The 23,992-nt window shown below is 65.7% G+C and carries 29 protein-coding genes and 1 riboswitch; of the genes, 6 read left to right on the top strand and 23 right to left on the bottom strand.

Going from position 1 to position 23,992, the window contains the following annotated elements; translation table 11 throughout:
• Positions 1-7 precede the first annotated feature (7 nt).
• The 5 genes from ABNK63_RS11685 to ABNK63_RS11665 all read right to left on the bottom strand — a co-directional run bounded on the left by ABNK63_RS11685 (position 8) and on the right by ABNK63_RS11665 (position 4,134).
• Positions 8-1,390: a pitrilysin family protein gene (locus tag ABNK63_RS11685; RefSeq protein WP_350015717.1), complete on the bottom strand. Its 1,383-nt coding sequence runs from the start codon at positions 1,388-1,390 to the stop codon at positions 8-10.
• Positions 1,391-1,490: 100 nt separating this feature from the next.
• Entirely contained in the window at positions 1,491-2,267 is a 777-nt protein-coding gene (locus ABNK63_RS11680) for a biotin/lipoate A/B protein ligase family protein (protein WP_350015716.1), read from the bottom strand.
• Complete coding sequence (locus tag ABNK63_RS11675; protein WP_007806481.1) at positions 2,264-2,554, bottom strand: hypothetical protein; 291 nt, start codon at positions 2,552-2,554, stop codon at positions 2,264-2,266. Before ABNK63_RS11675 ends, ABNK63_RS11680 begins: the two co-directional genes overlap by 4 nt.
• A gap of 250 nt (positions 2,555-2,804) precedes the next feature.
• Positions 2,805-3,692, bottom strand: a complete 888-nt coding sequence (locus ABNK63_RS11670; RefSeq protein ID WP_350015715.1) for an NAD(P)/FAD-dependent oxidoreductase — start codon at positions 3,690-3,692, stop codon at positions 2,805-2,807.
• Entirely contained in the window at positions 3,682-4,134 is a 453-nt protein-coding gene (locus ABNK63_RS11665; RefSeq protein ID WP_350015714.1) for an Rrf2 family transcriptional regulator, read from the bottom strand. The genes ABNK63_RS11670 and ABNK63_RS11665 overlap by 11 nt, the downstream gene beginning before the upstream one ends.
• Positions 4,135-4,184: 50 nt before the next feature.
• On the opposite strand from ABNK63_RS11665, the gene ABNK63_RS11660 reads away from it, so the two are divergent.
• Positions 4,185-4,862 (top strand): class I SAM-dependent methyltransferase, encoded by a 678-nt coding sequence (locus tag ABNK63_RS11660; RefSeq protein WP_350015713.1) that lies wholly within the window; start codon positions 4,185-4,187, stop codon positions 4,860-4,862.
• Positions 4,863-4,935: 73 nt separating this feature from the next.
• Here the strand turns inward: ABNK63_RS11660 and ABNK63_RS11655 are convergent, their stop codons facing one another.
• Positions 4,936-5,670 carry an SDR family oxidoreductase gene (locus ABNK63_RS11655; RefSeq protein ID WP_350015712.1) on the bottom strand — a complete coding sequence of 245 codons (735 nt, stop codon included), beginning with the start codon at positions 5,668-5,670 and terminating at the stop codon, positions 4,936-4,938.
• 93 nt (positions 5,671-5,763) lie between these two features.
• Positions 5,764-6,417 carry an NADPH-dependent F420 reductase gene (locus ABNK63_RS11650; RefSeq protein WP_350015711.1) on the bottom strand — a complete coding sequence of 218 codons (654 nt, stop codon included), beginning with the start codon at positions 6,415-6,417 and terminating at the stop codon, positions 5,764-5,766.
• Between the two features lie 113 nt (positions 6,418-6,530).
• On the opposite strand from ABNK63_RS11650, the gene ABNK63_RS11645 reads away from it, so the two are divergent.
• Entirely contained in the window at positions 6,531-7,439 is a 909-nt protein-coding gene (locus ABNK63_RS11645) for a LysR family transcriptional regulator (RefSeq protein WP_350015710.1), read from the top strand.
• A gap of 185 nt (positions 7,440-7,624) precedes the next feature.
• Here the strand turns inward: ABNK63_RS11645 and ABNK63_RS11640 are convergent, their stop codons facing one another.
• The 5 genes from ABNK63_RS11640 to ABNK63_RS11620 form a co-directional block, all read right to left on the bottom strand.
• Positions 7,625-7,900, bottom strand: a complete 276-nt coding sequence (locus ABNK63_RS11640; RefSeq protein WP_350015709.1) for a hypothetical protein — start codon at positions 7,898-7,900, stop codon at positions 7,625-7,627.
• Between the two features lie 207 nt (positions 7,901-8,107).
• A complete protein-coding gene (gene arr, locus ABNK63_RS11635) occupies positions 8,108-8,539 on the bottom strand; it encodes an NAD(+)--rifampin ADP-ribosyltransferase (RefSeq protein ID WP_350015708.1) in 432 nt (143 codons plus the stop codon).
• A 299-nt stretch (positions 8,540-8,838) separates the two neighbouring features.
• On the bottom strand, positions 8,839-9,276 hold the full coding sequence (locus tag ABNK63_RS11630) for a hypothetical protein (RefSeq protein WP_350015707.1): 438 nt from the start codon (positions 9,274-9,276) through the stop codon (positions 8,839-8,841).
• Positions 9,277-9,411: 135 nt separating this feature from the next.
• On the bottom strand, positions 9,412-11,649 hold the full coding sequence (parC, locus tag ABNK63_RS11625) for a DNA topoisomerase IV subunit A (protein WP_350015706.1): 2,238 nt from the start codon (positions 11,647-11,649) through the stop codon (positions 9,412-9,414).
• A gap of 81 nt (positions 11,650-11,730) precedes the next feature.
• On the bottom strand, positions 11,731-12,210 hold the full coding sequence (locus ABNK63_RS11620) for an Lrp/AsnC family transcriptional regulator (RefSeq protein WP_350017217.1): 480 nt from the start codon (positions 12,208-12,210) through the stop codon (positions 11,731-11,733).
• Between the two features lie 94 nt (positions 12,211-12,304).
• On the opposite strand from ABNK63_RS11620, the gene ABNK63_RS11615 reads away from it, so the two are divergent.
• Genes ABNK63_RS11615 through ABNK63_RS11605 form a run of 3 tightly spaced genes read left to right on the top strand, consistent with a single transcriptional unit; the run spans position 12,305 to position 14,595 of the window.
• Positions 12,305-13,177: an EamA family transporter gene (locus ABNK63_RS11615; protein ID WP_350015705.1), complete on the top strand. Its 873-nt coding sequence runs from the start codon at positions 12,305-12,307 to the stop codon at positions 13,175-13,177.
• 40 nt (positions 13,178-13,217) lie between these two features.
• Positions 13,218-14,204 (top strand): aldo/keto reductase, encoded by a 987-nt coding sequence (locus tag ABNK63_RS11610; RefSeq protein WP_350015704.1) that lies wholly within the window; start codon positions 13,218-13,220, stop codon positions 14,202-14,204.
• Positions 14,205-14,229: 25 nt separating this feature from the next.
• The gene (locus ABNK63_RS11605; RefSeq protein WP_350015703.1) at positions 14,230-14,595 is read left to right on the top strand and encodes a hypothetical protein; all 366 of its coding nucleotides are present in this window, start codon (positions 14,230-14,232) and stop codon (positions 14,593-14,595) included.
• 31 nt (positions 14,596-14,626) lie between these two features.
• Here ABNK63_RS11605 and ABNK63_RS11600 read toward each other — a convergent pair whose 3' ends face one another.
• The 10 genes from ABNK63_RS11600 to crcB all read right to left on the bottom strand — a co-directional run bounded on the left by ABNK63_RS11600 (position 14,627) and on the right by crcB (position 21,097).
• A complete protein-coding gene (locus ABNK63_RS11600) occupies positions 14,627-15,499 on the bottom strand; it encodes a TraB/GumN family protein (RefSeq protein WP_350015702.1) in 873 nt (290 codons plus the stop codon).
• Between the two features lie 32 nt (positions 15,500-15,531).
• Positions 15,532-15,999 carry a GNAT family N-acetyltransferase gene (locus ABNK63_RS11595; protein WP_350015701.1) on the bottom strand — a complete coding sequence of 156 codons (468 nt, stop codon included), beginning with the start codon at positions 15,997-15,999 and terminating at the stop codon, positions 15,532-15,534.
• 6 nt (positions 16,000-16,005) lie between these two features.
• Positions 16,006-16,392, bottom strand: coding sequence for a YciI family protein (locus tag ABNK63_RS11590; RefSeq protein ID WP_350015700.1), 387 nt, complete (start codon positions 16,390-16,392; stop codon positions 16,006-16,008).
• Between the two features lie 114 nt (positions 16,393-16,506).
• Positions 16,507-16,752 (bottom strand): hypothetical protein, encoded by a 246-nt coding sequence (locus tag ABNK63_RS11585; RefSeq protein WP_350015699.1) that lies wholly within the window; start codon positions 16,750-16,752, stop codon positions 16,507-16,509.
• Positions 16,753-16,859: 107 nt separating this feature from the next.
• Positions 16,860-17,513, bottom strand: a complete 654-nt coding sequence (locus ABNK63_RS11580; RefSeq protein ID WP_350015698.1) for a hypothetical protein — start codon at positions 17,511-17,513, stop codon at positions 16,860-16,862.
• Between the two features lie 82 nt (positions 17,514-17,595).
• Entirely contained in the window at positions 17,596-18,009 is a 414-nt protein-coding gene (locus tag ABNK63_RS11575; protein ID WP_350015697.1) for a hypothetical protein, read from the bottom strand.
• 81 nt (positions 18,010-18,090) lie between these two features.
• Positions 18,091-19,131 (bottom strand): proline iminopeptidase-family hydrolase, encoded by a 1,041-nt coding sequence (locus tag ABNK63_RS11570; RefSeq protein WP_350015696.1) that lies wholly within the window; start codon positions 19,129-19,131, stop codon positions 18,091-18,093.
• A gap of 76 nt (positions 19,132-19,207) precedes the next feature.
• Positions 19,208-20,326, bottom strand: coding sequence for a cyclopropane fatty acyl phospholipid synthase (cfa, locus tag ABNK63_RS11565; protein ID WP_350015695.1), 1,119 nt, complete (start codon positions 20,324-20,326; stop codon positions 19,208-19,210).
• 33 nt (positions 20,327-20,359) lie between these two features.
• Positions 20,360-20,698 carry a DUF190 domain-containing protein gene (locus ABNK63_RS11560; protein ID WP_350015694.1) on the bottom strand — a complete coding sequence of 113 codons (339 nt, stop codon included), beginning with the start codon at positions 20,696-20,698 and terminating at the stop codon, positions 20,360-20,362.
• Positions 20,699-20,710: 12 nt separating this feature from the next.
• Positions 20,711-21,097 carry a fluoride efflux transporter CrcB gene (gene crcB, locus ABNK63_RS11555; RefSeq protein ID WP_007806405.1) on the bottom strand — a complete coding sequence of 129 codons (387 nt, stop codon included), beginning with the start codon at positions 21,095-21,097 and terminating at the stop codon, positions 20,711-20,713.
• Between the two features lie 67 nt (positions 21,098-21,164).
• Positions 21,165-21,269: riboswitch (Fluoride riboswitch) on the bottom strand.
• An 86-nt stretch (positions 21,270-21,355) separates the two neighbouring features.
• On the opposite strand from crcB, the gene ABNK63_RS11550 reads away from it, so the two are divergent.
• Positions 21,356-22,621 (top strand): multidrug effflux MFS transporter, encoded by a 1,266-nt coding sequence (locus tag ABNK63_RS11550; protein WP_007806404.1) that lies wholly within the window; start codon positions 21,356-21,358, stop codon positions 22,619-22,621.
• A gap of 10 nt (positions 22,622-22,631) precedes the next feature.
• On the opposite strand, the gene ABNK63_RS11545 is transcribed toward ABNK63_RS11550, so the two are convergent.
• The gene (locus ABNK63_RS11545; RefSeq protein WP_238530901.1) at positions 22,632-23,789 is read right to left on the bottom strand and encodes a DUF2235 domain-containing protein; all 1,158 of its coding nucleotides are present in this window, start codon (positions 23,787-23,789) and stop codon (positions 22,632-22,634) included.
• Between the last annotated feature and the right edge of the window lie 203 nt (positions 23,790-23,992).

Genomic DNA, 23,992 nt, shown 5'->3' with positions numbered 1-23,992 from the left:
GCGGTCCTCACTTGGCGGTCTTGGTGGCGGGGGCGGCAGCGGCCGCCGGGCGGCGCACGATCACGCTGCGGTTGGCGTCGGTGAGATAGGTGCGGGCCACGCGCCTGATGTCATCCGAACTCACCGCCTCGATCCAGCCCGGCATCCGGTTGGCGACGTTGGCGTCACCCCACAAGGTCTGCAGCTTGGCCAGCGTGTCGGCACGGCCGAGGAAGGACTCCAGCCCGCCGTACCAGTCCGACAGCATCTTGGTCTTCAGCCGCGCCAGGGTGGCGTCGTCGACGCCGTCGCTGGCGACCTTGCCGATCTCCTCGTCGATCGCGGCCAGTACCTGGTCGGGCGTGGCGTTGGGCTTGTACAGCGCGAACAGCCCCAGCAGGGTCGGACCGGCGTAGTCGCTGCCGTCGCCGAGCGGGAAGTTCACGCCGCCGTTGACGTTGAGCAGCAGCTCGCGGCCCTTGACCAGGCCCTGGTAGAAGCGCGAGGCGTCGTCGCCCACCAGCAACTGCGACAGCACCATCATCGGCACCTGGTCCTTGCTGCCGCGGGCGGGCATCTTCCAGCCGATCGCCAGCGCCGGCACCTTGGCCAGCGCGTCGGTCTGCTCCTCGTGGCGCGGCTTGGTGTTCAGCGGCTCGGTGACGTCGGGACGCTGCGGCAGCGTGCGGGCGGGCAGCTGGCCGAAGTATTTCTGCGCCAGCGCGAAGGCCTGCGCCGGGGTGACGTCGCCGGCGATGCCGAGCACCGCATTGGCCGGCTGGTAGAAGGTGTCGTGGAAGGTCTTCACGTCGGCGATGCTGGCGTGGTCCAGGTCCTTGAACGAGCCGTAGCCGTCGTGGTTGTTGGCCCACTTGTCGAACGCGAGACGGTTGAGGTCGGTCCAGTAGAACAGGCCGTAGGGCTGGTTCTTCACGTTGACGCGGATCTCCTCCTTCACCACGTTCTGCTGGTTGGCGAGGTTCTTCGCGCTGAAGTCCAGCGACTTCATGCGGTCCGCCTCCATCCACAGGATCGGCGCCAGCGCTGACGAGGGTGCCGATGCGATGTAGTTGGTGTAGTCGGCGCGGGTGGAGCCGTTGAACACGCCGCCGCCACCCTGGATCACCCGCTCGAAGGTGCCCTTGGGCGCGTCGGGCGTGCCCTCGAACATCAGGTGCTCGAACAGGTGGGCGAAGCCGGTGCGGTTCTGCGGCTCCAGCCGCATGCCGACGTGGTAGACCATGCTGATGCCGACGGTGGGCGAGCTGTGGTCTTCGGACACCACCACGGTGAGACCGTTGTCGAGTTTCTTCACCGCGACCGGAAGTTTCCAGGTGTCGGTGTCGGCGGCGTGGGCGGCGAAGGCCAGGCAGAGCCCGGCGACCAGGACGGGTAGTCGTGAAGCAGCCATCTACTTCTCCTTGTCAGCGCGAACGGAAGTCCGATCCTCTGCCTCGCGAACCGCGCCTGACAAGTGACGAATGGCAGGTATGGCCCTGCCACGCCGCTGCTCAGGCCACGTCGGCCGTCCATTCGGGGCTGCCGAACTTGGACTGCGCCAGGGTCTCGGCCTGGGTCAGTTCATCCATCCGCAGCGTGCCGTCGCCGAGGCCGTGCAGTCGGCGGAAGGTGGCGATCATGTGCTCGATCACCACCTCGCGGGGCAGGCCGGTCTGGCTGCGCAGCGGGTCGACCCGCTTGGCCGCGCTGGTGGTGCCCTTGTCGGACAGTTTCTCGCGGCCGATGCGCAGCACGTCCAGCATCTTCGCCGCGTCGATGTCGTAGGCCATGGTGACGTGGTGCAGCACCGCGCCGCCACGATGCACCTGGGCGGCGCCGGCGATCTTGCCGCCTTCGGAGGTGATGTCGTTGAGCGGCTGGTACCAGGCCTTGATGCCCAGCTCGGCCAGCGCTTCGAGCACCCATTCGTCGAGGAAGGCATAGGCCTCCTGGAACGACAGGTCCTTGACCAGCGACTTCGGCGCGTAGATCGAATAGGTGATGGTGTTGCCGGGCTCGATGAACATCGCACCGCCGCCGGAGACCCGGCGCACCACCTCGATGCCATGGCGCTGTGCGGCCTCCATGTCGACCTCGTTGCGCAGCGACTGGAAGCGGCCGATCACCACCGCCGGCGAAGCCCATTCCCAGATGCGCAGGGTGGGTGCGCGGCGGCCGGCGCCGACCTCGTGGGTCAGTACGTCGTCCAGCGCCATGTGCAGGGTGGGCGATTGCGGCGTGGTGTGGATCAGCTGCCAGTCGTGGTCGCGCCAGTCGGTGCGGATCATGCTGCAGATTCCTTGTGCAGGGCGCGGCGCACGGCCACCGCGATCGCCTCGGGCGAAATGCCGTACATCATCACGTCGCTGTCGAGCGGGCCGGCGATGGCGCGGGCCAGTTCCGCTTCCGTGGCCGCCGCGGGCTGGCCTTCCAGCGCGCGGTTGATGAGGTCGAGCGCGCCGTCCGGCTCCAGGAAGAAGTCGCCGCTCAGCTGCACCTTGGCCAGGCGATCGCCATGCAGTTCCAGGTCGATCACGACCAGCTTGCCGCCGGGCATCTTGTATTCGCCGTGCATGGGCGTGTTCCGCGTATCGTCTGGACAGGCGCGCAGTTTGCCTCGTTGTCGGCACCGATGCCAAAGAACCCCGCTTCGGACCGCCGTCTTTGTGAGTTTCAGCGCATTTCCCGCTTCAGCGCGGGCGAGCGATTCCATCGGAACGTATTTGCGGTTCCGCTTCTGCGTGGGCAACAGGTTGCGCCTCGGGATCGGCTCGATCGGGCGCCGGAGGAACGCGCTTTGCGAGCCGTGTGCCGGCGGAAGCGGGCTATGCCCCGGGCCACACCAGTGACCGGTGGATCTGCGCACCGGCCCAGGCGCCGTCGCCCACCGCAAGCGACACCGAGTGCGGGATCTTTGCCGCGTCACCGCAGGCGAACACGCCCGGCACGGTGGTCTCCCTGGTTTCTCCGGTCGATATCTGCAGGCCCATCGGCGTTTCGGCCAGTTCGCAACCGAGCTGCGCCGCGATCGGCGTCGATGGCTCGTTCTGCGGCGCGGTGAACAGGCCGGCGAAGCTCATGCGTCGTCCGTCGGTGAGCACGACGTCGGCGTCTCCGTCGATCCGCTCGATTCGCGTCGTTTCGACCGTCACGCCGCGACGGGCCAGTTCTTCCGCGGCGGTCTCGTCGAGTTCGAACGTGCCGTTGAGGAAGAACGTGGTGTTTCCCCACTCCGGCAGCAGCTGCGCCTGATGGATCGAGATCGAGCCGGTCGCGATGACGCCGATGCGGCCCTGGTCCAGTTCGTAGCCGTGGCAATACGGGCAGTGGAAGATGCTCCTGCCCCAGCGCTCGGCCAGGCCGGGAATCCCGGGCAGCCGATCCGACACGCCGATCGCCAGCAGCAAGCGCCGGGCTGAATGCGGGGTGCTGCCACAGACCACCTGGAAGTCGTCCATCGCGCCGGTCGCCTGCTCGACTTCGCCGTCCAGCCAGGTCAGCGTGGGATACGCGTGCAGTTGCTCGCGGGCAACGCGGGCCAGTTCGGCGGGATCGACGCCATCCTGGCCCAGAAACCCGTGGGAATGACGGGCGCCGCGGTTGCGCCGCTTGCCGCCGTCGATGATGAGTACGCTGCGCCGCGCCCGCAGCAGCTGCAGTGCCGCGGCCATGCCCGAGTAGCTGCCGCCGATGATGATCACGTCATGCTTCATGCCGGTGCCTCGATCGATGCGCGCCGTGGCGCCGCACGAAATCCGCGGCCAGCGCGGCCAGGGTGACAGACTCGAACCGCTGCAACAGCAGTGCCTCGGCGTCGGCGAACGCGGTGTCCAGCGCCGCATTGATCACCTGCTCGACAAGGCATTCGGGATGTTCGTTCCGGTTGCCCACGGCGAACAGCGCAGGCTCGCCCAGCGCTTCGTGCAACTGGCGCAGCGTGACCTTGGTGAGGTCTGCCGAAATGCGCCAGCCGCCGGCGTGTCCGCGCTCCGCCGTGACCAGGCCGGCCTCGCGCAGCAGGCCCATGGTGCGGCGGACCACCACCGGATGCGTGCCCAGGCACTGCGCCAGCGCATCGGACGTCATCGGCGCATCGCACTCGGCCATGTGCAGCAGGGCATGGAGTACGGCGGAAAGTCGGCTGTCTCGTTTCATGTAACAAACGATGTTACGTTAGTGCCTCCATGTCAAGCGGCGAGGGCAGCATGTCTTCTTTCAACGATCCCCAGGCGGTGGCGCGATACACGGACGGGCCGCTGCGGCAGGTGCCCGGATTGCATGCGCTCCACCAGATGACCGGCCTGCTCCTGCACGAGCACGTGCCGTCCAATGGGCGCGTGCTGGTGCTGGGCGCCGGTGGAGGTTTGGAGCTCAAGGCCCTCGCCGAGGCTTACCCGCACTGGCGCCTGCTCGGCGTCGACCCGTCGGCGCCGATGCTGGATTTGGCCGTCCAGACGCTGGGGCCGCTGGCGCCGAGAGTGGAGTTGCTGGAAGGCTGTATCGATGCGGCCCCGGCCATCGAATTCGACGGCGCGGTTTGCCTGCTGACCATGCACTTCCTGTCCTTCGCGGAGCGCCTGCAGGCGCTGCGCGAGCTGTGGCGCCGGTTGAAACCAGGCGCCCCGCTGGTGATGGCGCATCACAGCGTACCCGACGCGCCGGACGAGAAGCTGCGCTGGCTGGGCAGGCATGTGGCCTTCATGACCTCGAACGGCGTACCCGTGGCGAATCCGGCCACGACGATCGAAGCGATGGCCCGCCGCCTCCCGCTGCTTTCCCCCGAAGCTGAAGTCGACCTGCTGGAGCAGGCGGGCTTCGAACGGCATGAACTGTTCTATGCGGCTTTCACGTTCAAGGGGTGGGTGGCGTATGCGGGTTGGTAGCTCGGCGCGGCCACCGGGCAATCGACAAGGCGCTCCAACCCATCGGAAGGAGCACCCGGCCATATGCAACGCGTCAGATCTGCGCCAGCCCACCATCGACGGCCAGCTCGCTGGCGGTCATGAAGCTGCTGTCCGACGACGCCAGGAAGGCCGCCGCCGCCCCGATCTCGGCCGGTTCGGCCATGCGCTGCAACGGGTTCATCGAGGCGAACGCCTTCAGGCCTTCCTCGCCCACCGCGGCCTTCGCCAGTTCGGTCGCGGTCGGTCCGGGCGACAGCACGTTGACCCGGATGCCGGTGCCCTTCAGGTCCTCCGCGAAGGTCCTGGCGAGGTTGCGCACGGCGGCCTTGCTCGCGCTGTAGACGCCGAAGGCCGGGGCGCCGGTGGTGCCGGCGCTCGATCCGGTCAGGATGATCGAGCCACCCGGGCCCATCAGCGGCAGCGCCTGCTGCACCGTGAAGATCGTGCCCTTCACGTTGGTATCGAAGGTTTCGTCGATGTGCTCCGCGGTGATCTGGCCCAGCCGAAGCAGGCCGCCGGTCCCGGCGTTGGCGAACACGATATCGAGGGTGCCGCGTTCGGCCTTCACCGCCGCGTAAAGCCGGTCGAGATCGGCCGGGTCGGAGACCGAGCCCTGCACCGCGCGGGCGTTGGGGCCGAGCTTTGCCAGCGCGGCGTCGAGCGCTTCCTGCCGACGGCCGTAGATGAAGACGAAGGCGCCTTCCTCGATGAAGCGCTCTGCCGCTGCGAGGCCGATGCCGGTGGCGCCGCCGGTGATGACGGCGGTCTTGCCGTTCAACTTGCTCATGTCATGGATCCTTGGTGGGAGGGGTTGCCACTGCCGAAGCAGTGATGGGGATGGCGCGCCGATCGCGATCCTTGTCGCGATGGCCGTGCGCGTTCAGGGCTGCTGCTTGAACAGGTCCTGGAAAATCAGCGGGCCCCAGACGCGGCCGCGTGCCTGCACCAGCGCGCCGCCCTCGTCGAACTTGCCGAGGTTGACGGGGGCGAAGCCGAGTCGCTTGGCAAGGTCCGCCACTTGCGCGGTGGCCGCTTCGTCGTCGCTCGACAGGAACACCACCCGGTGGCCGCCCTCGACCTTGGGGTCGGTGGCCAGCGTGCGCGACAGCAGGTGGTTGAAGCCCTTGACGAACCTGGCGCCGGGGAACGACCTGGCGGCGAAGGCGGAGGAGGGGAGGTTGTCGAGCGTTTCGACGGGGTCATTCGTGTTCATCGCGTCGATGACCGTCTTGCCCTTCCAGTCCGCAAGCAGCTTGCCGATGTCACGGTGCCCCTCGAACAGCACCGCCAGGATGATCACGTCCGCCTTGACCGCTTCCTGCAAAGTCCCTGGGATGACCCTGGGGCCGATCGCCTGCGCCTGCGGCAACAGTGCTTCGGGCGGCCGCCGGCTGGCGACCGTGACTTCGATGTTGTTGCGGGCGAACGCGCGGGCGAGGGCCTGGCCGATGGAACCGAAACCGATGATGGCGTAGCTCATGGGGATGATCCTTCTTGAGTGGGGTGATCCGGCCTGTTCGAGCCGGTTGCCCAACCAATCTGGGTCGCTTGACGCATCAAACCAATTGACGAAACATCGCTTGATACGATCTATTTTCTGGATAACTCATGCTCGACAACGTCACCATCAACCAGCTGCGTGCGTTCGTGGCGGTGTGCGACCAGGGCAGCTTCTCGGGCGCGGCGCGCAAGCTCGCGCGGGCGCAGTCGGCCATCAGCCACGCGATCAAGGCGCTGGAAAGCGCGTTCGACGTCGAGCTGTTCGAGCGCAACACGCGCAAGGCCCAGCTCACCGCGGCGGGGCGCAGCCTCCTGCCGGACGCACGGGCGGTGATCTCGCGCACGGAGGAAATGAAGAACCGCGCCGGCGCGATCGCCAAGGCCGGTGTGCCGCAAGTGTCGGTGGCGGTCGACGCCTACTTTCCGCGCGCCCACCTGATCGGCTGCCTGCGCACTCTGCAGGAAGAATGCCCCACCGCCGCGATCAACCTGCGCATCACCACCATGCAGGGCGGCGAAAAGCTGGTGCTCGAAAAAGTGTGCGCCCTGGCCGTCACCATCAACGACGTGCCGGAAGTGAACCCGCATGCCATCGAGCGCCACTGGCTGCGCGAGGAAGCGATGGCGACGGTCTGTGCGCCGACCTATCCGCTGGCTTCGACACCCAGCCCCGTCCCCGTGGACGAGTTTGGCCGCTACATCCAGATCATCGTCACCGACAACCAGCCCGGCGCCGACAAGACCCAACAGGGTGTTGCCGGCAAGCGCCAGTGGCTGGTCAATGACCTTGGCGCCAAACGCGATCTGCTGAAGGCCGGGCTGGGATGGGGACACTTGCCGCGGCATCTCGTCGCCGAGGATCTGGCCAGCGGACAGCTCGTCGAGCTTGAGCGGCGTGCGTGGCACATCCGTTCGCTGACGTTCGTGGTTTCACAGCGGCGCGGGCATGATCTGTCGGCGTGCGAGGCGCGGTTGGTGGAGCTGCTTGGGGAGGCTTGGCTTCGTGCGAACGCGCCGTTGCCTGAGGCGCTGGCGGAGAACCGCAGCTCCACTTAATTGGCCACGTCCCCTTTAATTTCGTCCCCTTTAATTTGCACGTGCAGGCTTCGGACAAGGTGGCCATCGCGGTGTTGCGCATGGAGATGGGCAATATCAATCAAAGGGGACGGAGGCAACAAGCCGATTTACTTGCCTTCGCCCGCTCTGGTTTTCAGTTGCGCCCGTTAGGCGTCCGCGCCCGACTAAATGACTTTGATCATGCGAAGGACGCTCCACACGCCCACTCCCGCCCCGGCCATGGAGGCTGCGAGAATGGCGTAATGGGCCCGGGGGAACGCCACATGCAAACGTGAAGCGCCGGCTAGCGATGCAAGGGCAAGGGCGATGGATGAGGACAGTGAAATTGCGAAGAACGCCGGCTTCTCGTGTACGCCGCCAAGAAACGCAGCGAACACTCCGGCAATGAAGCCTGCTGAAGCTCCAGCGATTGCTGCGAAGATTGCCGTGGCAGTTTTCAAGGTCCAGCGTTTTCTTGGGCCCGAAAACGGGACGTTGCGCCGAGTATGCGGCGCCACTTCTGGACGGACAAGCGACGAGCCCTGTCTCAGATCGTGTCTTGTGCGAACGCGCGTTGATGACATGCGGACAGGCTGACGTTGTTGTCAGCGACTTTAAACAAAGCCACGAATGGTTCCAGATACCTTTTCTGGCGGGTCCCCTTTTTCTCAGTTGATAATTTCTCCCATGCCGCCTTCGACGCGGCTCTTCAGTGCCGAAATGAACTCCTCGTCGTAGGGCTCCCAGCTTGTGAGCTCACCCACGATCCTCAGCGGTGACGCGCTTCGATACGACCGTGTGGGGTTGCCGCGAAACTTCTTGTTCGTGACGTTCGGGTCGTCTTCAAACGCCGCGGTCGGCGCGACGACATAGACGCGCGGCCTTCCCGCACCACGGGCCATCTCCGCCGCAAGACCGGCCACCTTCGGCACGGTAGTGAAATAGACATGGTTCATCACCACGCGATCGTCGTAATTGGAGGTGAACCCGGCAGTCAGCAAATCGCCGACCGAAAGATCCGCCCTCGTCCCGTGATAGAACGGCCCGTCCACCCGGTTGCAGTTCTCGCTGGTAACCGGAACCCACTCGTCGTCATGCATCGCCCGGTGCGTCTCACGCTTCCTGCCCGATCGGCAGGGCGGCGATCCTAGTTCACGCCACCAGCCTTGTCGCAAGTCCCGGTGGCTGATATAAATTGATGGTGGGAGGCGCGGTGCGCCTCTTTTTTTTCCGCGGCAGCGACTCTCGCCTGTTTCATCGCCAGTACGCGCGCGGCCCAGCCGCGGTGATCCACGCAGGCAACTATTGTCCCTGACATCATTCTCACGCTGAGCGCAGCTCGCGCCAGCGAACGGAGTCGAAGCGTCGCCTCGCCAAGCCCCTGGTGGCTACCGTTGCATCAATGCCCGCGCCCGTGGAAGTTGCCGGTGCCCCCGCCGATCGAGATGCTGACGCCGCCGCGGGGATGGTCGCAGCTGCCGAAGGCCTTGCTGAGGTTCACCGTGCCGGTCTGGTAATTGCCGCTGACGTGGTTGCCGCCGACCACGCCCATGCCGACGCTGCCGTGCACCTGCGGCCGGTTGTAGCTGTAATCGTCGCAATCGGAATCGGTGTCGCTGGCGCTGGTGACCTCGGTGTTGCCCATGCGTCCGCTGGTGTCGCCGTAGTAGACGCCGGGCGCGCTGGTGGCGGAGGCCGGCCTGGCGACGGTGCTGCTGGCTGCGGGAATGTCGGCGGGCGCCAGCTTGAGGTTCAGCGGCCTGGCCGGCGTCTGCGCCCAGGCCGTGGTGGTCAGCAGGGCGGCGAACAGGGCAGGGAGGATGCGTTGCATGGTCATGCTTACTCCGGTGGTCACGTGTTCAACGCGCGGGGTCGCGTCGGCGTGCACATCCCTGTTGGAACGGTGGTGCGGCGACAAGTTCCTGGACTCGCTCCGCAGGGCGGGCACTGCCCGCCCTGCGCCATGCCGTGCTCAACCGGTGGTTTCGATCCGTTCGACGCGGCGCAGACCGCGCGGCAGCAGGTTGCCGCGGGTGGCGCGGTTGCCGCCGTATTCGACCAGGTCGGCCCACTTCAGGGTGAGCTTGCGCGCGCCCGCGTACATGGTGACTTCGCCCTTGCCTTCGGTGACCACGGCCACGCCGGCCACGCGTTCGCCTTCGGCCAGCTGCTTCTTCGGGATCTCGATCAGCTTGTTGCCTTTGCCCTTGTCCAGTTCCGGCAGCTCGGCCACCGAGAACATCAGCAGGTGGCCTTCGGTGGTGACTACCACGATGCGATCGCGCGCCGGGTCGGCGCTGACCTGCGGCGGCAACACTTTCGCGCCGTCGCTGAGCGAGATGATCTGCTTGCCGGCCTTGTTGCGGCCGGTGAGCGCTTCGAAGCGGTTGACGAAGCCGTAGCCGAAGTCGGTGGCGAGGATCAGCCGGGTGTCGTTGTCGCCGGCGATCACCGCGTCGAAGCTGGCGCCGCCGGCGGGGCTGAAGCGGCCGGTCAGCGGCTCGCCGTTGCCGCGCGCCGAGGGCAGGGTGTGCGCGGGCGTGGAGTAGGCGCGGCCGGTGGAGTCGATGAAGGCGACCTGCTGCGTGGTGCGCGCCTTCACCGCGGCGAGCAGGCCGTCGCCTTCGCGATAGTTCAGCGCCTCGGCGTCGATGTCGTGGCCCTTCGCCGCGCGTGCCCAGCCCTTCTGCGAGAGCACCACGGTGACCGGCTCGCTGGCGACCAGCGCGCTTTCGTCCAGCGCCTGGGCCACTTCGCGCTCGACCAGCGGCGAGCGGCGTGCGTCGCCGAATTTCTCGGCGTCGGCGCGCAGTTCTTCCTTGATCAGGCCCTTCAGCTTGGCCGGCGATTTCAGCAGCACGTTGATGCGGGCGCGCTCCTCTTCGAGCTGGTCGCGCTCGGAGTTGATCTTCATTTCCTCGAGGCGGGCCAGCTGGCGCAGGCGAGTTTCGAGGATGTAGTCGGTCTGCTCCTCGCTGAGCCGGAAGCGCGCCATCAGCACGGGCTTGGGCTCGTCCTCGGTGCGCACGATGCGGATCACTTCATCGAGGTTGAGGTAGGCGGTGTGCAGGCCTTCAAGCAGGTGCAGGCGGCGGTCGACCTTGGCCAGCCGGTTTTCCAGTCGGCGGGTGACGGTGCTGGTGCGGAAGCTCAGCCACTCGGTGAGGATGCGCTTGAGATCCTTCACCTGCGGGCGGCCATCCAGGCCGATCATGTTGAGGTTGACGCGGAAGCTCTTTTCCATGTCCGTGGTGGCGAACAGGTGCTGCATCGTCTCGTCGGCGTCGACGCGGTTGGAGCGCGGCACGATCACCAGGCGGATCGGGTTCTCGTGGTCGGACTCGTCGCGCAGGTCCTCGATCATCGGCAGCTTCTTGGCGCGCATCTGCGCGGCGATCTGTTCGAGGATCTTCGACGGGCTGACCTGGTGCGGCAGCGCGGTGATCACGATGTTGCCTTCCTCGCGCTGGTACACCGCGCGGGCGCGCACCGAGCCGCCGCCGGTCTGGTAGATCGACAGCAGGTCCGCGCGCGGGGTGATGATCTCGGCCTCGGTCGGGTAGTCCGGGCCCAGCACGTGCTCGCACAGCTGGGCGACGCTGGCCTCCGGCTCGTCCAGCAGGCGGATGCAGGCGGTGACCAGCTCGCGCAGGTTGTGCGGCGGGATGTCGGTGGCCATGCCCACCGCGATGCCCATCGAGCCGTTCAGCAGCACGTGCGGCACGCGCGCCGGCAGCCAGCCCGGCTCTTCCAGCGTGCCGTCGAAGTTCGGCACCCAGTCGACCGTGCCGTGGCCCAGTTCGCCCAGCAAGGCCTCGGCGATCGGGCTGAGCTTGGATTCGGTGTAGCGCATCGCCGCGAAGCTTTTCGGGTCGTCCGGCGAGCCGAAGTTGCCCTGGCCATCGACCAGCGGGTAGCGGTACGAGAACGGCTGCGCCATCAGCACCATCGCTTCGTAGCTGGAGCTGTCGCCGTGCGGATGGAACTTGCCGATCACGTCGCCGATGGTGCGTGCGGATTTCTTCGGCTTGGCGGTGGCGCTCAGGCCCAGCTCGCTCATCGCGTAGATGATGCGCCGCTGCACCGGCTTCAGGCCGTCGCCCACGAAGGGCAGGGCGCGGTCCAGCACCACGTACATCGAGTAATCGAGATAGGCCCGCTCGGCGTATTCCTTGAGCGGGATCTGTTCGTAATTGGCTTGCAGGTTCATGGGTTACATCTTGGAAAGTGGCGCGCGCGGCGCGGATAACCGGTCGATGGTGCCAGAAAGTGGCAACCTCTTGTAGCGCGTCTACGGATTGCTGCCGCCACTGCCCGGCAGCGGCGGCGCACGCAGCGGCACCGGGGTGGACTGCACGATCGAGGTGGTGGTCTGGCCGTAGCGCAGGAAGCGGTCGAGGATCTGGTCGAGATTCTCCAGCGCGTCCAGGTACACCTTGATGATGAAGCAGTCCTCGCCGGTGACGCGGTGGCACTCGACCACCTGCGGCATTTTCTGCGCGAGTTCGGCGATCTTCGACAGCTGCCCGGGTATCGGGCGCACGCGCACATACGCGGTGATCGGCCAGCCCAGCGCCTTGGGTTCCAGCTCGATCCGGTAGCCGCAGATCACCCCGGTTTCCTCCAGCCGGGTGAGGCGCTCCTTCACTGCCGGCGCGGACATGCCGATGCGACTGGCGAGCTTGCTGACCGGCTGGCGCGGGTCTTCCTGCAGCGCCTTCAGCAATTCGATGTTGCGGGGATCGGAGACGAGGCTGGAAATCTGAGGCATATCGTTCACTTTTACTGCGATAGTTGAAAAATTGACGGACGTATCCTTGGATTTTTGATGGATCATGCGCCGGTTCCCTGGAAAATGGGAGGCCATGAACGAGCAGCCTTCCACCTCTCCGTTACCGCGGTTCGCGCCGCCGCCGCAGCTGTATTTCGTGGCCAGTGCGATCTTCCACTACCTCGGCCCGGCCTTCGCCGTGCTGTTGTTCGCCCGGGTCGAGCCACTCGGCGTCGCCTGGCTGCGGATCGCCAGCGCGGCGTTGATCTTTGCCGCGTGGCGGCGGCCGTGGCGCCGCTTCCGGCAGATGGATGTGGCGGCGCGATGGAACATCGCGGGGCTGGGCGTGGTGCTCGGCGGCATGAATGCCTGCTTCTACCTGGCGATCGATCGACTGCCGCTGGCGACGGTCGGCGCGATCGAGTTCCTCGGCCCGATCGCGCTGGCGCTGGCCGGTTTGCGCACGCAGCGCAATACCGTGGCGCTGGCCCTGGTGATTGCCGGCGTGTGGTTCCTGACCCACCTGCGCCTGGCCGGCGCGCCGCTCGGCTTCGCGTTCGCGTTCGCCAACTGCGCGCTGTTCACGCTGTACATCGTGCTCGGCCATCGAGTCGCGAACGATGCCGGCGGCAACGCCATCGATGGCCTGGCCGCCGCAATGCTGGTGGCGCTGGTGGTGGTGAGCCTGATCGGTCTTCGCCCGGCCACGCCGGCGCTGCTCAGCCTGCCGCTGCTCGCCGCAGGCATGGGCGTGGGCGTGACATCATCGGTCATCCCTTACGTGTGCGACCAGCTGGCGATGGCGCGGTTGCCGCGGGCCACCTTTGCGATGCTGCTGGCCTTGCTGCCCGCCACCGCCTGCCTGGTCGGCGCCGTCGTGCTGCACCAGCTGCCCGGGCGGGCGGAGACGATCGGCATCGCGCTGGTTGCCGCCGGCATCGCCATCCACCGCGAGGCGCGGCGATAGGGCCGGACCGATTTCACGCAACGAGAGAGAGGTGATCCCCATGAACTACGTACGACTTGGCAACACCGGCCTCAAGGTCTCGCGCATCTGCCTGGGCTGCATGAGCTATTCGGAAGCGCCCACCAGGGCGAGGCCATGGACGCTCGACGAGGAGCACAGCCGGCCCTTCATCCGCCGCGCGCTCGAACTGGGCATCAACTATTTCGACACCGCGAACATGTACTCCGCCGGTGGCAGCGAGCTGGTGCTGGGGCGCGCCTTGCGCGATTTCGCCCGGCGCGAGGAGGTCGTGATCGCGACCAAGGTGTTCTACCCGATGCGCGAGGACGCCAACGGCGGCGGCCTGTCGCGCAAATCGATCATGACCGAGATCGACGCCAGCCTGCGCCGGCTCGGCACCGACTACGTCGATCTCTACCAGATCCACCGCTGGGACCACGCCACGCCGATCGAGGAGACGATGGAGGCGCTGCATGACGTGGTGAAAGCGGGCAAGGCGCGTTATCTGGGTGCCTCGTCGATGATGGCGTGGCAGTTCGCCAAGGCGCTGCACACCGCCGACCTGCATGGCTGGACACGCTTCGTCTCGATGCAGCCGCACTACAACCTGCTGTATCGCGAGGAAGAGCGCGAGATGCTGGCGCTGTGCGCGGACCAGGGCATCGGCGTGGTGCCGTGGAGTCCGCTGGCGCGCGGGCGCCTGGCACGGTCGTGGGAGGAGGAGCCAAGCACGGTGCGTGGCGGCTCCGATCCCTGGGGCGATGGCGTGTATGCCGCGAGCAAGGCGGCGGACAAGGCTGTGGTGGATCGCGTCGGCGAGGTCGCCGCGCGGCTTGGCGTGCCGCGTGCGCAGCTGGCGCTGGCGTGGCTGCTGCACAAGTCCGTGGTCACCGCGCCAATCGTCGGCGCGACCAAACCGCAGCATCTGGAAGAAGCCGTGGCAGCACTGACGGTCAGATTGCAGGATGCCGAAATCGAGGCGCTTGAAGCGCCCTACCTGCCGCATGCTGTCGCCGGCATCGACTGATCCGCATGCAACGGAGCCCGAACAAATGTCGAAAAGCGTGCTTGCCCTGGGGCTTGATCCGGTCTTTGCCGATTTCTCGGAATTTCCCGAGCTCACTCCCGATCTCGTCAAGGCATTCATCGATGCCCAGCTGGAGCGATTGCGTGGCATGGGCCATGTGGTGGAAAGCTGCCTCGTCGATGCGGGTGAAACTGCCGAAGCGGTTGCCGCACAGCATCTCCAGCGAGGGAGCTTCGACTGCGTGATGATCGGCGCCGGACTTCGCACGCCGTCGCTGTTGCTGCTGTTCGAGAAACTCATCAACGTGGTTCACGAGCGCGCACCTGACGCGAAGATCTGCTTCAACTCCACGCCGGCCGACACGGCAGAAGCGGTGATGCGCTGGACCTGATGGTTCGGGAGACGCTGCAGCAGCCCTCCCGCTATTGGCGAACCGCGTCGATGCCCAGCTTGAGCAGCTGCGCCTGCACACTGTCCGGCCCGGCCAGGTGCGCGGCGCCGACGGCGATGAAGACGGTGCCGGGCTGCTGCAGCATCGCGGCGATCTTCCGCGCCCAGATGCCATTGCGCTGCACGAGCAGCAGCTGATGAAGCTTCGGCTCGGTCTGGCGCAGGTCTTCGTCTTCGAGCCGGGCGATGGTGGCGACATCGCCGTCCTTCCACGCGTCGATCAGCTGGGTCAGTTCGATCGGACCCTTGCCGACATCGCGCATGGTCGAGCGCAGGAACGCCAGTTGTGCCGCCTGCGGCATGTCGGCCAGAAAGCGGATCTGCTGTTCGGCGGTTTCCAGCCCCAGCACCTGCTTGCCGGCGCTCGTCATCTGCGCCTTCAGCTGCTTGTCCACGCCCTGCTCGGGATCAAGCCCGGCCTTCAGCAGCGGCGCCGTCGCCAGCGTCAGCGCCGCCATCCATGGGCGCATCATGCTGAGTGTCTGCATGCCACCGGGCACGCCGGCCTCGTTCGCCGCGATGTTCAGCCGCAGCTGTTCGGCATGGTCGAGCAGGGTCGGCAGCGGATGCGAGGTGTCCATGCCATAGCGCAATACCAGCGGCATCATGTTCGCCGGAGTGTCATCGGTCAGTTCGATGTAGAGCGTCTGGCTGTCCGCCAGCGCCTGGTCCAGTGCCGGGTAATGCCAGGCCGTGTCATGCGGCAGCAGGTGCATGGTGCCGAACAGATAGATCGTGGTGTCGGCGTCCTTCACCACCCACAGCGCAGGGCGGGCGATGGCTGCGACGGGCAGCAGCAGGGCGACGCCGATCAGGATGTGTGCGAACAGGGTTGGCTTCTTCATGTCCGCGAGTGTTGCGGGTAGGTGCGATCGGTTCAATACTGCTGCGGCACATCCCGCGTCATGAACACGCTGTAAGGGTCTTCGACGTAGCCGGCAAACGGTCCGCATGGCATGAAGCCGAAGCGGGCGTAGAGGCGATGGGCCGGCGCAAACGCGGCCATCGAACCCGTTTCCAGGCTCAGCCGCCGATAGTGGCGCTGCGCTGCCTCCCCGAGGATATGCTGCAGCAGCGTGGCGGCCACGCCCTTGCGCAGGTGGATCGCCGCGGTGCGCATCGACTTGATCTCACCGTGGCCGGCATCGAGCTGTTTGAGCGCACCGCAGCCCATCAGTTCATCGTCCTCCCACACGCTCCAGAACGTGATGTCCGGCTGGCGCAGTGCATCGAGGTCGAGTGCATGGATGCTTTCCGGAGGGGAGTGCAACGCCACGTCTCGCAGATGCTCGCGCAGCAGCTGGATGATCTCGGGGCCGGTCAGGTCGTCAAGACGGATGTGCATGGGCTGCTAGGTCGGAGTTTCGTTGGTCAATGCATACGCGCTGCCGCGCGCCGGATCGATCGGCCGCACCTCGCAAACCAGGCCGTAGGTCAGGCAGGGGTTTTCCGACACGATGCGTGCGGCCTCGTCCAGACTGTCGGCCAGGATGAACCAGTAACCGCCGACCACTTCCTTGGCCTCGGCAAACGGGCCGTCCATGGCCGCCTGCCGCGATACCACCTTGCCCTCGCGTGCCAGCCGATGCCCAAGTGCGATCCTGCCCTCACTTACCAGCCGGTCGTACCACGCGTAGAACCGGTCGATCGCCGCCTGGATATCTTCTCGCGAGGCGTCCTTGTCCCATTGGCCGCGTGAGAGGATGAGGTATTCGGAGAGTGGGACTTGCTTGCTCATGGTTCGCTTCCGATGGAGTTGCGTCGTGCTGAAGCAAAAGGAACCGCCGCGGAAAATACTTTTCCGGTCTGGATGAATCGTTGCGACGAAGTGCGCTGTGCTGAAAGTCTCAGGTCAGCTGCCCGAACGCCAGCGAGGCGGCTCGCCCTTCAGCCAGCACACGGCCATCAGTCCGAGAGTGAGCAATACAAGACTGATCGCGAACATGATGGGATCCACCGCCGGGCGCAGGAAATGAATGACGAGTGCAACACACCCCGCATAGATGGCGAGGCAAACCCAACCCTGCCATCGGGTCGGCAGCCCCCAGCCCCAGCCGTAGCGCTTGGCGGGAAACCAGTACTTGTTCGGGGTATCCATTTCCGCTCCTTGGGAGAGTTCGTGGCGTTTGAATCTAAATGTACCTAGCCTCATTGCTCGTGAGCTTGAGTTGAGTGGTGGCGAAGTTGTCCGCCCTCAACGAATCGTTAGCTTCCACCCACGACAACGGCAAATTCGCCTGTGGCCTGTGCAGTCAGAATATGCGGTGCGCGACCATCAGTTGGCACCTCGATAACCCAGACGCCTGAGAAGTTTGGAACACGGACAATCGTCTTGTGAAGCGCAAGCAGTCCCCTAAGTTGGCTTACAGTCGAAGGAAGATCAGCTGCAAGGTTCGCAAAGCCCTTGTCGCTACCCCACGGATTGTCGGCATGGAGGAATTTTCCGAGCCTGTCGTAGAACGACTCAAATCGCGTTTTTGTTAGATAGCCATCAACCTTCAAATCGAAGTGCCAATGCCCCGGTGCCTGCTGTGTAGGGGGCAGAAGGGGAGTTGGATAAAAGTCTGGGTTGATCTTTGCTAAATGCTGGAGAATCGCTCGAGCGTTATAGTCCTTCCGGTAATCTGATGGCCGTTCCGTTTGCGCACGAAATGCCTTGTAGCGAGCCTTGTTTGGCGCAATTGCCGCGTATGCGACAGTCTCAAAGGCTTTGCGCGCTTGCAGCGCTGCTGCCTCTAGTAGCGAAATTGAACCGGTCGAGGTATATGTGCCAAGAAATGCCGCACAAGCTTCAAGCCGCGCTAGCGTCTCGTTGATCTTGCTGAGATAGATTTCTTGTGCTTCCGTTGCAATGGTCATTTGTAATGGCAGCTAACACTTGGGTTAACCCGCGCCAATTGCGGCATCGGCTTGAATGAGCTGTTAGAACTGCGGACGGCGATCACTTCTTTCTCCTGACCTCATCAATTATTACGCCGGCAAGCGCGCTCCCAGCACCGAATACGACAAAAAGGGGCACGCCGATTGCGCCACCCAATGCAACTATTCCTGCGCCTTGTCCTGAAATCGTCAGTGCAGCAACAGCACCCCCCATGGCCATCCGTGCAGGCAGACTGCGCTCTTCCCATCCGACACGCTTTAGCTCTTTCCAAGTAACTTGGAGGATGGGGGCTAGAACCTTCCTGTCAGTAGACGCGAGTATGGCGGATTTGGCTTTTTGGACTGCGGAGATCTTGCTAGCTTTGATGTCCAGCATGGTCTGTGCCCACGCGCTAAGGGCATCTAGCTCTTCTGGCTTTGCCGCGACGACGATCGCTTTTCCAATCTCCTGGGCCTGGTCCGGTTTCTCGCTCACGACGCCCCCTGAAAATGTCACCACGGTTCTAACGGTAAGTAGATTTCAAATTACAGTGTAATTCCGCAACCATCCCTTCCGTTATCGCGCTTTCACCCTTCGCAAAAACCCGATCAACCCATTGAAGTACGTCTGCTGGTCGTCATACATCGCCATGTGGCCACCCTTCGGGCAGAGCAGGAACTGTCCCTGCGGCAGTTTCTTCGCCATCGACTGCATGTACTTCGGGTCCATCGTGTCGTGCTGGGCGCCGATGACCAGGGTGGGGACGGTGATGCGGTGCAGGTCGGCGCTGCGATCCCAGTGCTCCAGTCGGCCGCTGGCGCCGAGTTCGCTGGGGCCCTGCATCAGCGTGTAGATCTGTTCGTTGATGTGGGCGAAGGCGCGCTTGACCGGATCGGGCCACTGATCCGCCGGCATGCGCAGGATGTGCTGCTCGTAGTGCATCGGCGTCAGGATCTGCATGTAACGCGGATCGTCGGTGTGGTGTTCGGCTTCCAGCTTCTGTACTTCGGCCAGCTGCTTCTGGTCCATCGCCGGCATCAGCACGTTCTTCGCGTAGACGTTGTAGGCCGGGATCGAATCCATCATGTTGGAGATCACCAGGCACTTCAGGTGCTGCTGGTATTTCAGTGCGTACTCCATGGCCAGGATGCCGCCCCAGGACTGGCCGAGCAGGCAGAAGTTGTCCTTGTCCAGGTGCAGCGCCTGGCGGACCTGTTCGACTTCGTCGACGTAGCGGCCGATGGTCCACAGCGAAATATCCTTGGGCTGGTCGCTGTAGGCCGAGCCGAGCTGGTCGTAGTAGTAATACTCGATGCCGGCGCCCGGGAAATAGCTGTCGAACGCCTCGAAGTATTCGTGGGTGGCGCCGGGGCCGCCGTGCAGCAGCAGGACCTTCAGTTTCGGGTTGTTGCCCACGCGCTTGGTCCAGACGTGGAACGTGCCCCTGGGCGTGGTGACCGGGATCATCTTCACGCCGCCGGCAAGCACGTCGTCGCGACCGCTGTTGTCGAAGTAGGCGTTGCCTGGGGTGGCGGAGGCTGGAGAGGTGCCGATGGCCAGGGCGGCGTTGGCGAGCAGGGTCAGGCCGACCAGCAAGGCGGCGATGCGTAGCTTCATCGGGGTTTCCCAGGGGCAAGGTCAGACTGGACTATGCGGGGCCTTCAAGTTGCCTGCAAGCACGGGCGCGGGCGTTTCAGCGCGGCACGCGATAGCCGCCGGGCACGCCGTTCGGGCTCAGGGTGATTTGCCACAGCTGGTCGCGGCGGCTGCGGAACACCGCGGAGGAGACCGCGAGGTAGTAGCGCCACATGCGGCGGAAGCGTTCGTCATAGCTGGCTGGCAGGCTCGGCCACGCCGCTTCGACGTTGGCGCGCCACGCGGTCAGGGTACGGTCGTAGTCGGCGCCGAAGTTGTGCCAGTCCTCGATCACGAACAGGTCCTCCAGCGCGGTGGTGACCTGACTCGCGGCGGGGATCATCGAGTTGGGGAAGATGTATTTCTCGATCCACGGGTCGGTCTGCGCCGGTGCGCGGTTGCTGCCGATGCAGTGCAGCAGCGACAGTCCGTCGTCCTTGAGGCAGCGGCGCACGGTCTCGAAGTAGGCGCGGTAGTTCTTGCCGCCGACGTGCTCGAACATGCCGATGGAGAACACCGCGTCGAACTGCTCGTTGATGTCGTGGTAGTCCTGCAGGCGGATTTCGATCGGCAGGCCGGCGCACAGTTCGCGGGCGTAGTCGGCCTGCTGTTGCGAGACGGTGATGCCGACGCCTTCGATGCCGTAACGCTCGGCGGCGTATTTCAGCGCCTCGCCCCAGCCGCAGCCGATGTCCAGCACGCGCTGGCCGGTCTTCAGCTGCAGCTTGCGGCAGACCAGGTCGAGCTTGGCCGCCTGCGCGTCGTCGAGGTTGTCGGCCCTGGCCCAGTAGCCGCAGGAGTAGACCAGCCGCTTGCCCAGCATGGCCTGGAACAGGTCGTTGCCGAGGTCGTAGTGGGCCTTGCCGATCTCGAACGCGCGCTCGCCGCGCTGCAGGTTGATGAAGCGCGCCTTGAGGTGGGCGAGCAGGGTATCCAGCGTCTTCAGTTCCTGGTCGAGCCCCGCGGTGAGCAGCCGCGTGCACAGGCCGGGCAGGTCGTCCGCGTCCCACCAGCCGTCCATGTAGGCTTCGCCCAGACCCAGCGAGCCATGCGCGAACACCCGCGGATACAGGCGGTCGTCGTGCACGCGCAGGTCGATCGGCGCGTTGCCGTCGATGTGGATGCCGGCCTGTTCGAGCAACTGGCTGGCGCGGTCTTTCAGATCGTCCTGACTCATGGCCTTGCCTCGCGGCGGATGTTTCGTTCTTGGTCAGTGCTTGCCGAGGATTTCGAAGTCTGCCGGCCAGCGCGCATACGTCGCGTCGACGCCCGCCTCGCGCACCAGTTGCAGCAGCGTCGCGGCCTGATCGTCGCGCAGCAGGAACTCGATCTTCACCGGCAGGTCGTCGGCCAGCTCGAAGAACTGCTCCTCGTGCAGCACGCCATGCCGGCCGAAGCCGGCGATGGCGCGGAACACCGAGCCGCCGCCGATGCCGCGCTGCTTCGCCTGTTCCAGCAGCCATTCGGACAGCAGCATGCCGTCGTGTCTGGCGCGGGAGTGGCAGTAGAAGGTGAGGTGCACGCCTTGTTGCAGGTCTTGCGGTTTCATGCGGATGCCCGGTCAGTGGCGCAGCAGGCTGCGGGTGAGCGCGATGCCGAGCACGGTCATCGCCAGCGAGCCGATCACGTGCACCGCGACATGGCCGCTGAACCACAGGTACTGCTGGCGCAGCAGCAGGGTGGCGGATTCGGCGGAGAAGGTGGAAAAGGTGGTGAGGCCGCCGAGGAAGCCGGTGAACACGAACAGCCGCAGTGCGGGCGGCAGTGCCTGGAAGTGATCGAACAGGCCCATCATGCAGCCCATCAGCAGTCCGCCGGCGAGGTTTGCCGCCAGGGTGCCCAGCGGCAGGGTGGGGAACATCGGGTTGAGCAGGATGCCCAGTCCCCAGCGCAGCCAGCAGCCGATGGCGCCGCCGATGCCGATTGCCACGAATCCGGTAAAGCCCACGAGCGCGCCTCCTGACGGGAATGTGTCCGGTTCCGCGGTGGCAGGCACGCCTGCACCGCCGGAAACCGGGGGAGCAGGCATCATCAACTTCAACACGAGGAGCGCGAGAAGCGGTTTGTCCCGGGGGGAGCGAGCATTCCGGGACGGGAGGCATGCCATCTCCCATGGCGAACATCCTAGTCGATCCGGCCGCCCCGACGTCAAGGGTCGCCCTATAATGCGCGACCCGCCGCGACCCGCCGCGACCAGCATGCCATCATGACTCCAGCCCAGCACACCGTGCGACGCAGCCTGCCGTGGCTGCTGGCCGGGCTGTCGATGATCGGGCCGTTCTCGATCGATGCGGTGTTCCCGGCGTTCCCGCTGATCGGTGCGCGTTTCCAGGTCGACGACACGGCGCTGCAGCAGCTGGTCAGTGCGTACCTGCTCACCTATGCGGTGATGAGCCTGTTCCATGGCGCGATCTCCGATGCGATCGGGCGCAAGCCGGTGATCGTCACCGGCATGCTGGTCTACGCGCTGGCGTCGGTGGGCGCGGCTTCGTCCACCTCGTTCGCGATGCTGCTGGCCTGTCGCAGCCTGCAGGGCATGTGCGCGGGCGCCGGCCTGGTGGTGGGCCGGGCGGTGATCCGCGACAGCCTGCAAGGGCCGGCGGCGCAGCGGCTGATGTCGCAGGTGATGATGATCTTCGGCGTGGCGCCGGTGATCGCACCGATGATCGGCGCCCTGCTGCTGCCACTGGACGGCTGGCACGGCATCTTCTGGCTGCTGGCCGGCTTCACCCTGCTGCTGGCGGTGGCCCTGTTGACCCTGCTGGACGAAACGCATCCGCCGGAACGGCGTTCGCGCTTCGCGCCGCGCCCGTTGCTGGCCGGCTACCTGGCGTTCGCGCGGGAGCGCTCGTTCTGGCCGCTGCTGGTTTCCAGCTCGGTCAATTTCGCCGGGCTGTTCCTCTACATTTCCTCCGCGCCGCGCATCGTGCGCGAGCTGCTGCATCTTTCGGCGCAGGGTTTTCCGTGGCTGTTCGTGCCGGTGGTGGTCGGCTTGATCAGCGGCGCCTGGCTGTCCGGGCGCATGGCCGAACGCGCCAGCGCCAAGCGCACCGTGAGCCTGGGCTACGCGTCGATGCTGCTGGCCTGCGTGGCGCATCTGCTGCTGGCGCTGCTGTTTCCGCAGCCGCGCCTGCCGTGGTCGATGCTGCCGCTGATCCTGCACGGCATCGGCGTGCAGCTGGCGTTCCCCACGCTGACCCTGCTGTTGCTGGATCGCTTTCCGCACCATCGTGGCGGCATCTCCTCGGTGCAGGCGTTTGCCAGCCTGCTGTTGTGCGGCTTCGTGGCCGGCGTGATGTCGCCGCTGCTGTCGGCCAGCATGCTGCAGCTGGCGCTGGGCGCGTCGCTGCTGACCGTACTGGGCGTGCTGGCCTGGGGCTGGTACCACGGCGTGACCCGCGAGGCCGTGTTGCCGGTCAGCGGCGCCGATGCGGCGGAGGTGATGGAGGCGGAGATCGCCGAGCCGCGCTGAGCGATGAGGCTCAGGCGGCGGGCGCGCTGGTGATCGACTCGCTAGCGGCGGGCGCATGCGCGATCGGCACCACGGCCTCCACCGACATCAGCACGGTGGCGCTGGTCAGCGCGCGGGCCAGCGACGGCGAGCGGTAGCTGCTGTCGGCGAGCCATCGCTGCCACACCGACTCGTCGACCTTCTCGTTGACGCCGGTGCCGAGCAGGCGATCGATCGGCGGCTTGAATTCCTTGTACAGGCCGCTCATGAATTCCCGGTACGAATTGCGCGGCACGCCGGTGTACGCGTCGGCGGCGGGCAGCAGCAGACTGTCGCACGCCAGGCCGGCGTCGATGGCCTTGCGCTGCAGCCAGGCCAGCGGCAGGTCGGGCAGTGGGTCAGGCTTGCGGCCGGCACCGTCGCAGTCGTTGCCGCCGCCGACGTCCGAATGCGAGCCGATGAACCAGCGCTGCTCGATGTCGATCTGCTCGTTCTTCTTGGAGGTAAGCGATTCGCCGGGCTTGACGGTGTACGGATTGCGCGTCCACACCGCGGGCGCGAAGTCGGCCCGATGCTCGTCCAGCGCCAGCGCCTGGTAGGCGTACTTCACGATGCGGCTCAGCTCGGTGTCGTGGAACCGGTAGCGCGCCCGGGCATACGGAAACCAGGAGGCGGTGTCGGGAATGCCCAGCGAGCCGACCGTGTCCCATACGCCGATGAAGTGGATATCCACCTCGATCGAATGCTCGGCACGATAGGCGACTGCGACGTCGTCGTCGGGTTTGCTGGCGGCGTCCCGATAGAGGGCGTAGGCAGCGGACACGTCGGACCTGGCCACCTTGTCGTCGTTGCCGCAGCGCAGCAGGCCGCATTTGCGGATCAGTCCGCCGAGGCTGCGGGCGGTGTAGGCGCCGCGACTGAACCCGAACAGGAAGATGCGGTCGCCCGGTTGCCACTGCTCGCACAGCCAGCGGTAGCCATCCAGCACGTTGCCGGACAGGCCGTAGCCGAACGCGCCGCCGAGCAGATGGCTGATGCCGCGCGTCACGCCCACGCCGGGAATGTAGTTGACCAGTTGCGAATGGCCGTGGTCGTCGAGCGGGGCGATCAGCTGGCGCAGACGCTCCACATTGGTGTTGGATTCGGGCTTGTTCCAGGTGCCGTCGAACAGCAATACCAGCTGACGCATCGCCACGTTGTCCTCCCGCGCGCTGCGCAAGGGGTTGCCTGGGCCGATTCTAGGGCAAACACCGCGGGCGACCAGTGCCGCGGACGCAGGCCGCTGGCGGGTTGTCGCACGCGTGGCCGCCGCCCGCGTTTCGCGCGATATGGACATCCATTTGACGCGCGCTGGACCTGGCCGGGTCCAGGCTGGCCGCAGTTCCCTGCCGG

Source organism: Rhodanobacter sp. IGA1.0 (genome assembly GCF_040208325.1).
GTDB classification, from domain to species: Bacteria; Pseudomonadota; Gammaproteobacteria; order Xanthomonadales; family Rhodanobacteraceae; genus Rhodanobacter; species Rhodanobacter spathiphylli.
The sequence above is the reverse complement of the archived record's forward strand: the minus strand, read 5'-3'. Positions and strand labels throughout refer to the sequence as shown.

Bases quoted from the DNA above. Each gene is read 5' to 3' on its own strand.
- cfa (WP_350015695.1), bottom strand. From the start codon at position 20,326: ATGAGTCAGGACGATCTGAAAGACCGCGCCAGCCAGTTGCTCGAACAG.
- ABNK63_RS11580 (WP_350015698.1), bottom strand. From the start codon at position 17,513: ATGACCATTGCAACGGAAGCACAAGAAATCTATCTCAGCAAGATCAAC.
- ABNK63_RS11550 (WP_007806404.1), top strand. From the start codon at position 21,356: ATGACTCCAGCCCAGCACACCGTGCGACGCAGCCTGCCGTGGCTGCTG.
- ABNK63_RS11620 (WP_350017217.1), bottom strand. From the start codon at position 12,210: ATGCCTCAGATTTCCAGCCTCGTCTCCGATCCCCGCAACATCGAATTG.
- ABNK63_RS11570 (WP_350015696.1), bottom strand. From the start codon at position 19,131: ATGAAGCTACGCATCGCCGCCTTGCTGGTCGGCCTGACCCTGCTCGCC.
- ABNK63_RS11595 (WP_350015701.1), bottom strand. From the start codon at position 15,999: ATGCACATCCGTCTTGACGACCTGACCGGCCCCGAGATCATCCAGCTG.
- ABNK63_RS11600 (WP_350015702.1), bottom strand. From the start codon at position 15,499: ATGAAGAAGCCAACCCTGTTCGCACACATCCTGATCGGCGTCGCCCTG.
- ABNK63_RS11610 (WP_350015704.1), top strand. From the start codon at position 13,218: ATGAACTACGTACGACTTGGCAACACCGGCCTCAAGGTCTCGCGCATC.
- ABNK63_RS11560 (WP_350015694.1), bottom strand. From the start codon at position 20,698: ATGAAACCGCAAGACCTGCAACAAGGCGTGCACCTCACCTTCTACTGC.
- ABNK63_RS11630 (WP_350015707.1), bottom strand. From the start codon at position 9,276: ATGACCATGCAACGCATCCTCCCTGCCCTGTTCGCCGCCCTGCTGACC.
- ABNK63_RS11585 (WP_350015699.1), bottom strand. From the start codon at position 16,752: ATGGATACCCCGAACAAGTACTGGTTTCCCGCCAAGCGCTACGGCTGG.
- ABNK63_RS11670 (WP_350015715.1), bottom strand. From the start codon at position 3,692: ATGAAGCATGACGTGATCATCATCGGCGGCAGCTACTCGGGCATGGCC.
- ABNK63_RS11685 (WP_350015717.1), bottom strand. From the start codon at position 1,390: ATGGCTGCTTCACGACTACCCGTCCTGGTCGCCGGGCTCTGCCTGGCC.
- ABNK63_RS11615 (WP_350015705.1), top strand. From the start codon at position 12,305: ATGAACGAGCAGCCTTCCACCTCTCCGTTACCGCGGTTCGCGCCGCCG.
- ABNK63_RS11590 (WP_350015700.1), bottom strand. From the start codon at position 16,392: ATGAGCAAGCAAGTCCCACTCTCCGAATACCTCATCCTCTCACGCGGC.
- ABNK63_RS11605 (WP_350015703.1), top strand. From the start codon at position 14,230: ATGTCGAAAAGCGTGCTTGCCCTGGGGCTTGATCCGGTCTTTGCCGAT.
- ABNK63_RS11545 (WP_238530901.1), bottom strand. From the start codon at position 23,789: ATGCGTCAGCTGGTATTGCTGTTCGACGGCACCTGGAACAAGCCCGAA.
- ABNK63_RS11660 (WP_350015713.1), top strand. From the start codon at position 4,185: ATGTCTTCTTTCAACGATCCCCAGGCGGTGGCGCGATACACGGACGGG.
- ABNK63_RS11665 (WP_350015714.1), bottom strand. From the start codon at position 4,134: ATGAAACGAGACAGCCGACTTTCCGCCGTACTCCATGCCCTGCTGCAC.
- ABNK63_RS11680 (WP_350015716.1), bottom strand. From the start codon at position 2,267: ATGATCCGCACCGACTGGCGCGACCACGACTGGCAGCTGATCCACACC.
- parC (WP_350015706.1), bottom strand. From the start codon at position 11,649: ATGAACCTGCAAGCCAATTACGAACAGATCCCGCTCAAGGAATACGCC.
- ABNK63_RS11675 (WP_007806481.1), bottom strand. From the start codon at position 2,554: ATGCACGGCGAATACAAGATGCCCGGCGGCAAGCTGGTCGTGATCGAC.
- arr (WP_350015708.1), bottom strand. From the start codon at position 8,539: ATGCATGACGACGAGTGGGTTCCGGTTACCAGCGAGAACTGCAACCGG.
- ABNK63_RS11655 (WP_350015712.1), bottom strand. From the start codon at position 5,670: ATGAGCAAGTTGAACGGCAAGACCGCCGTCATCACCGGCGGCGCCACC.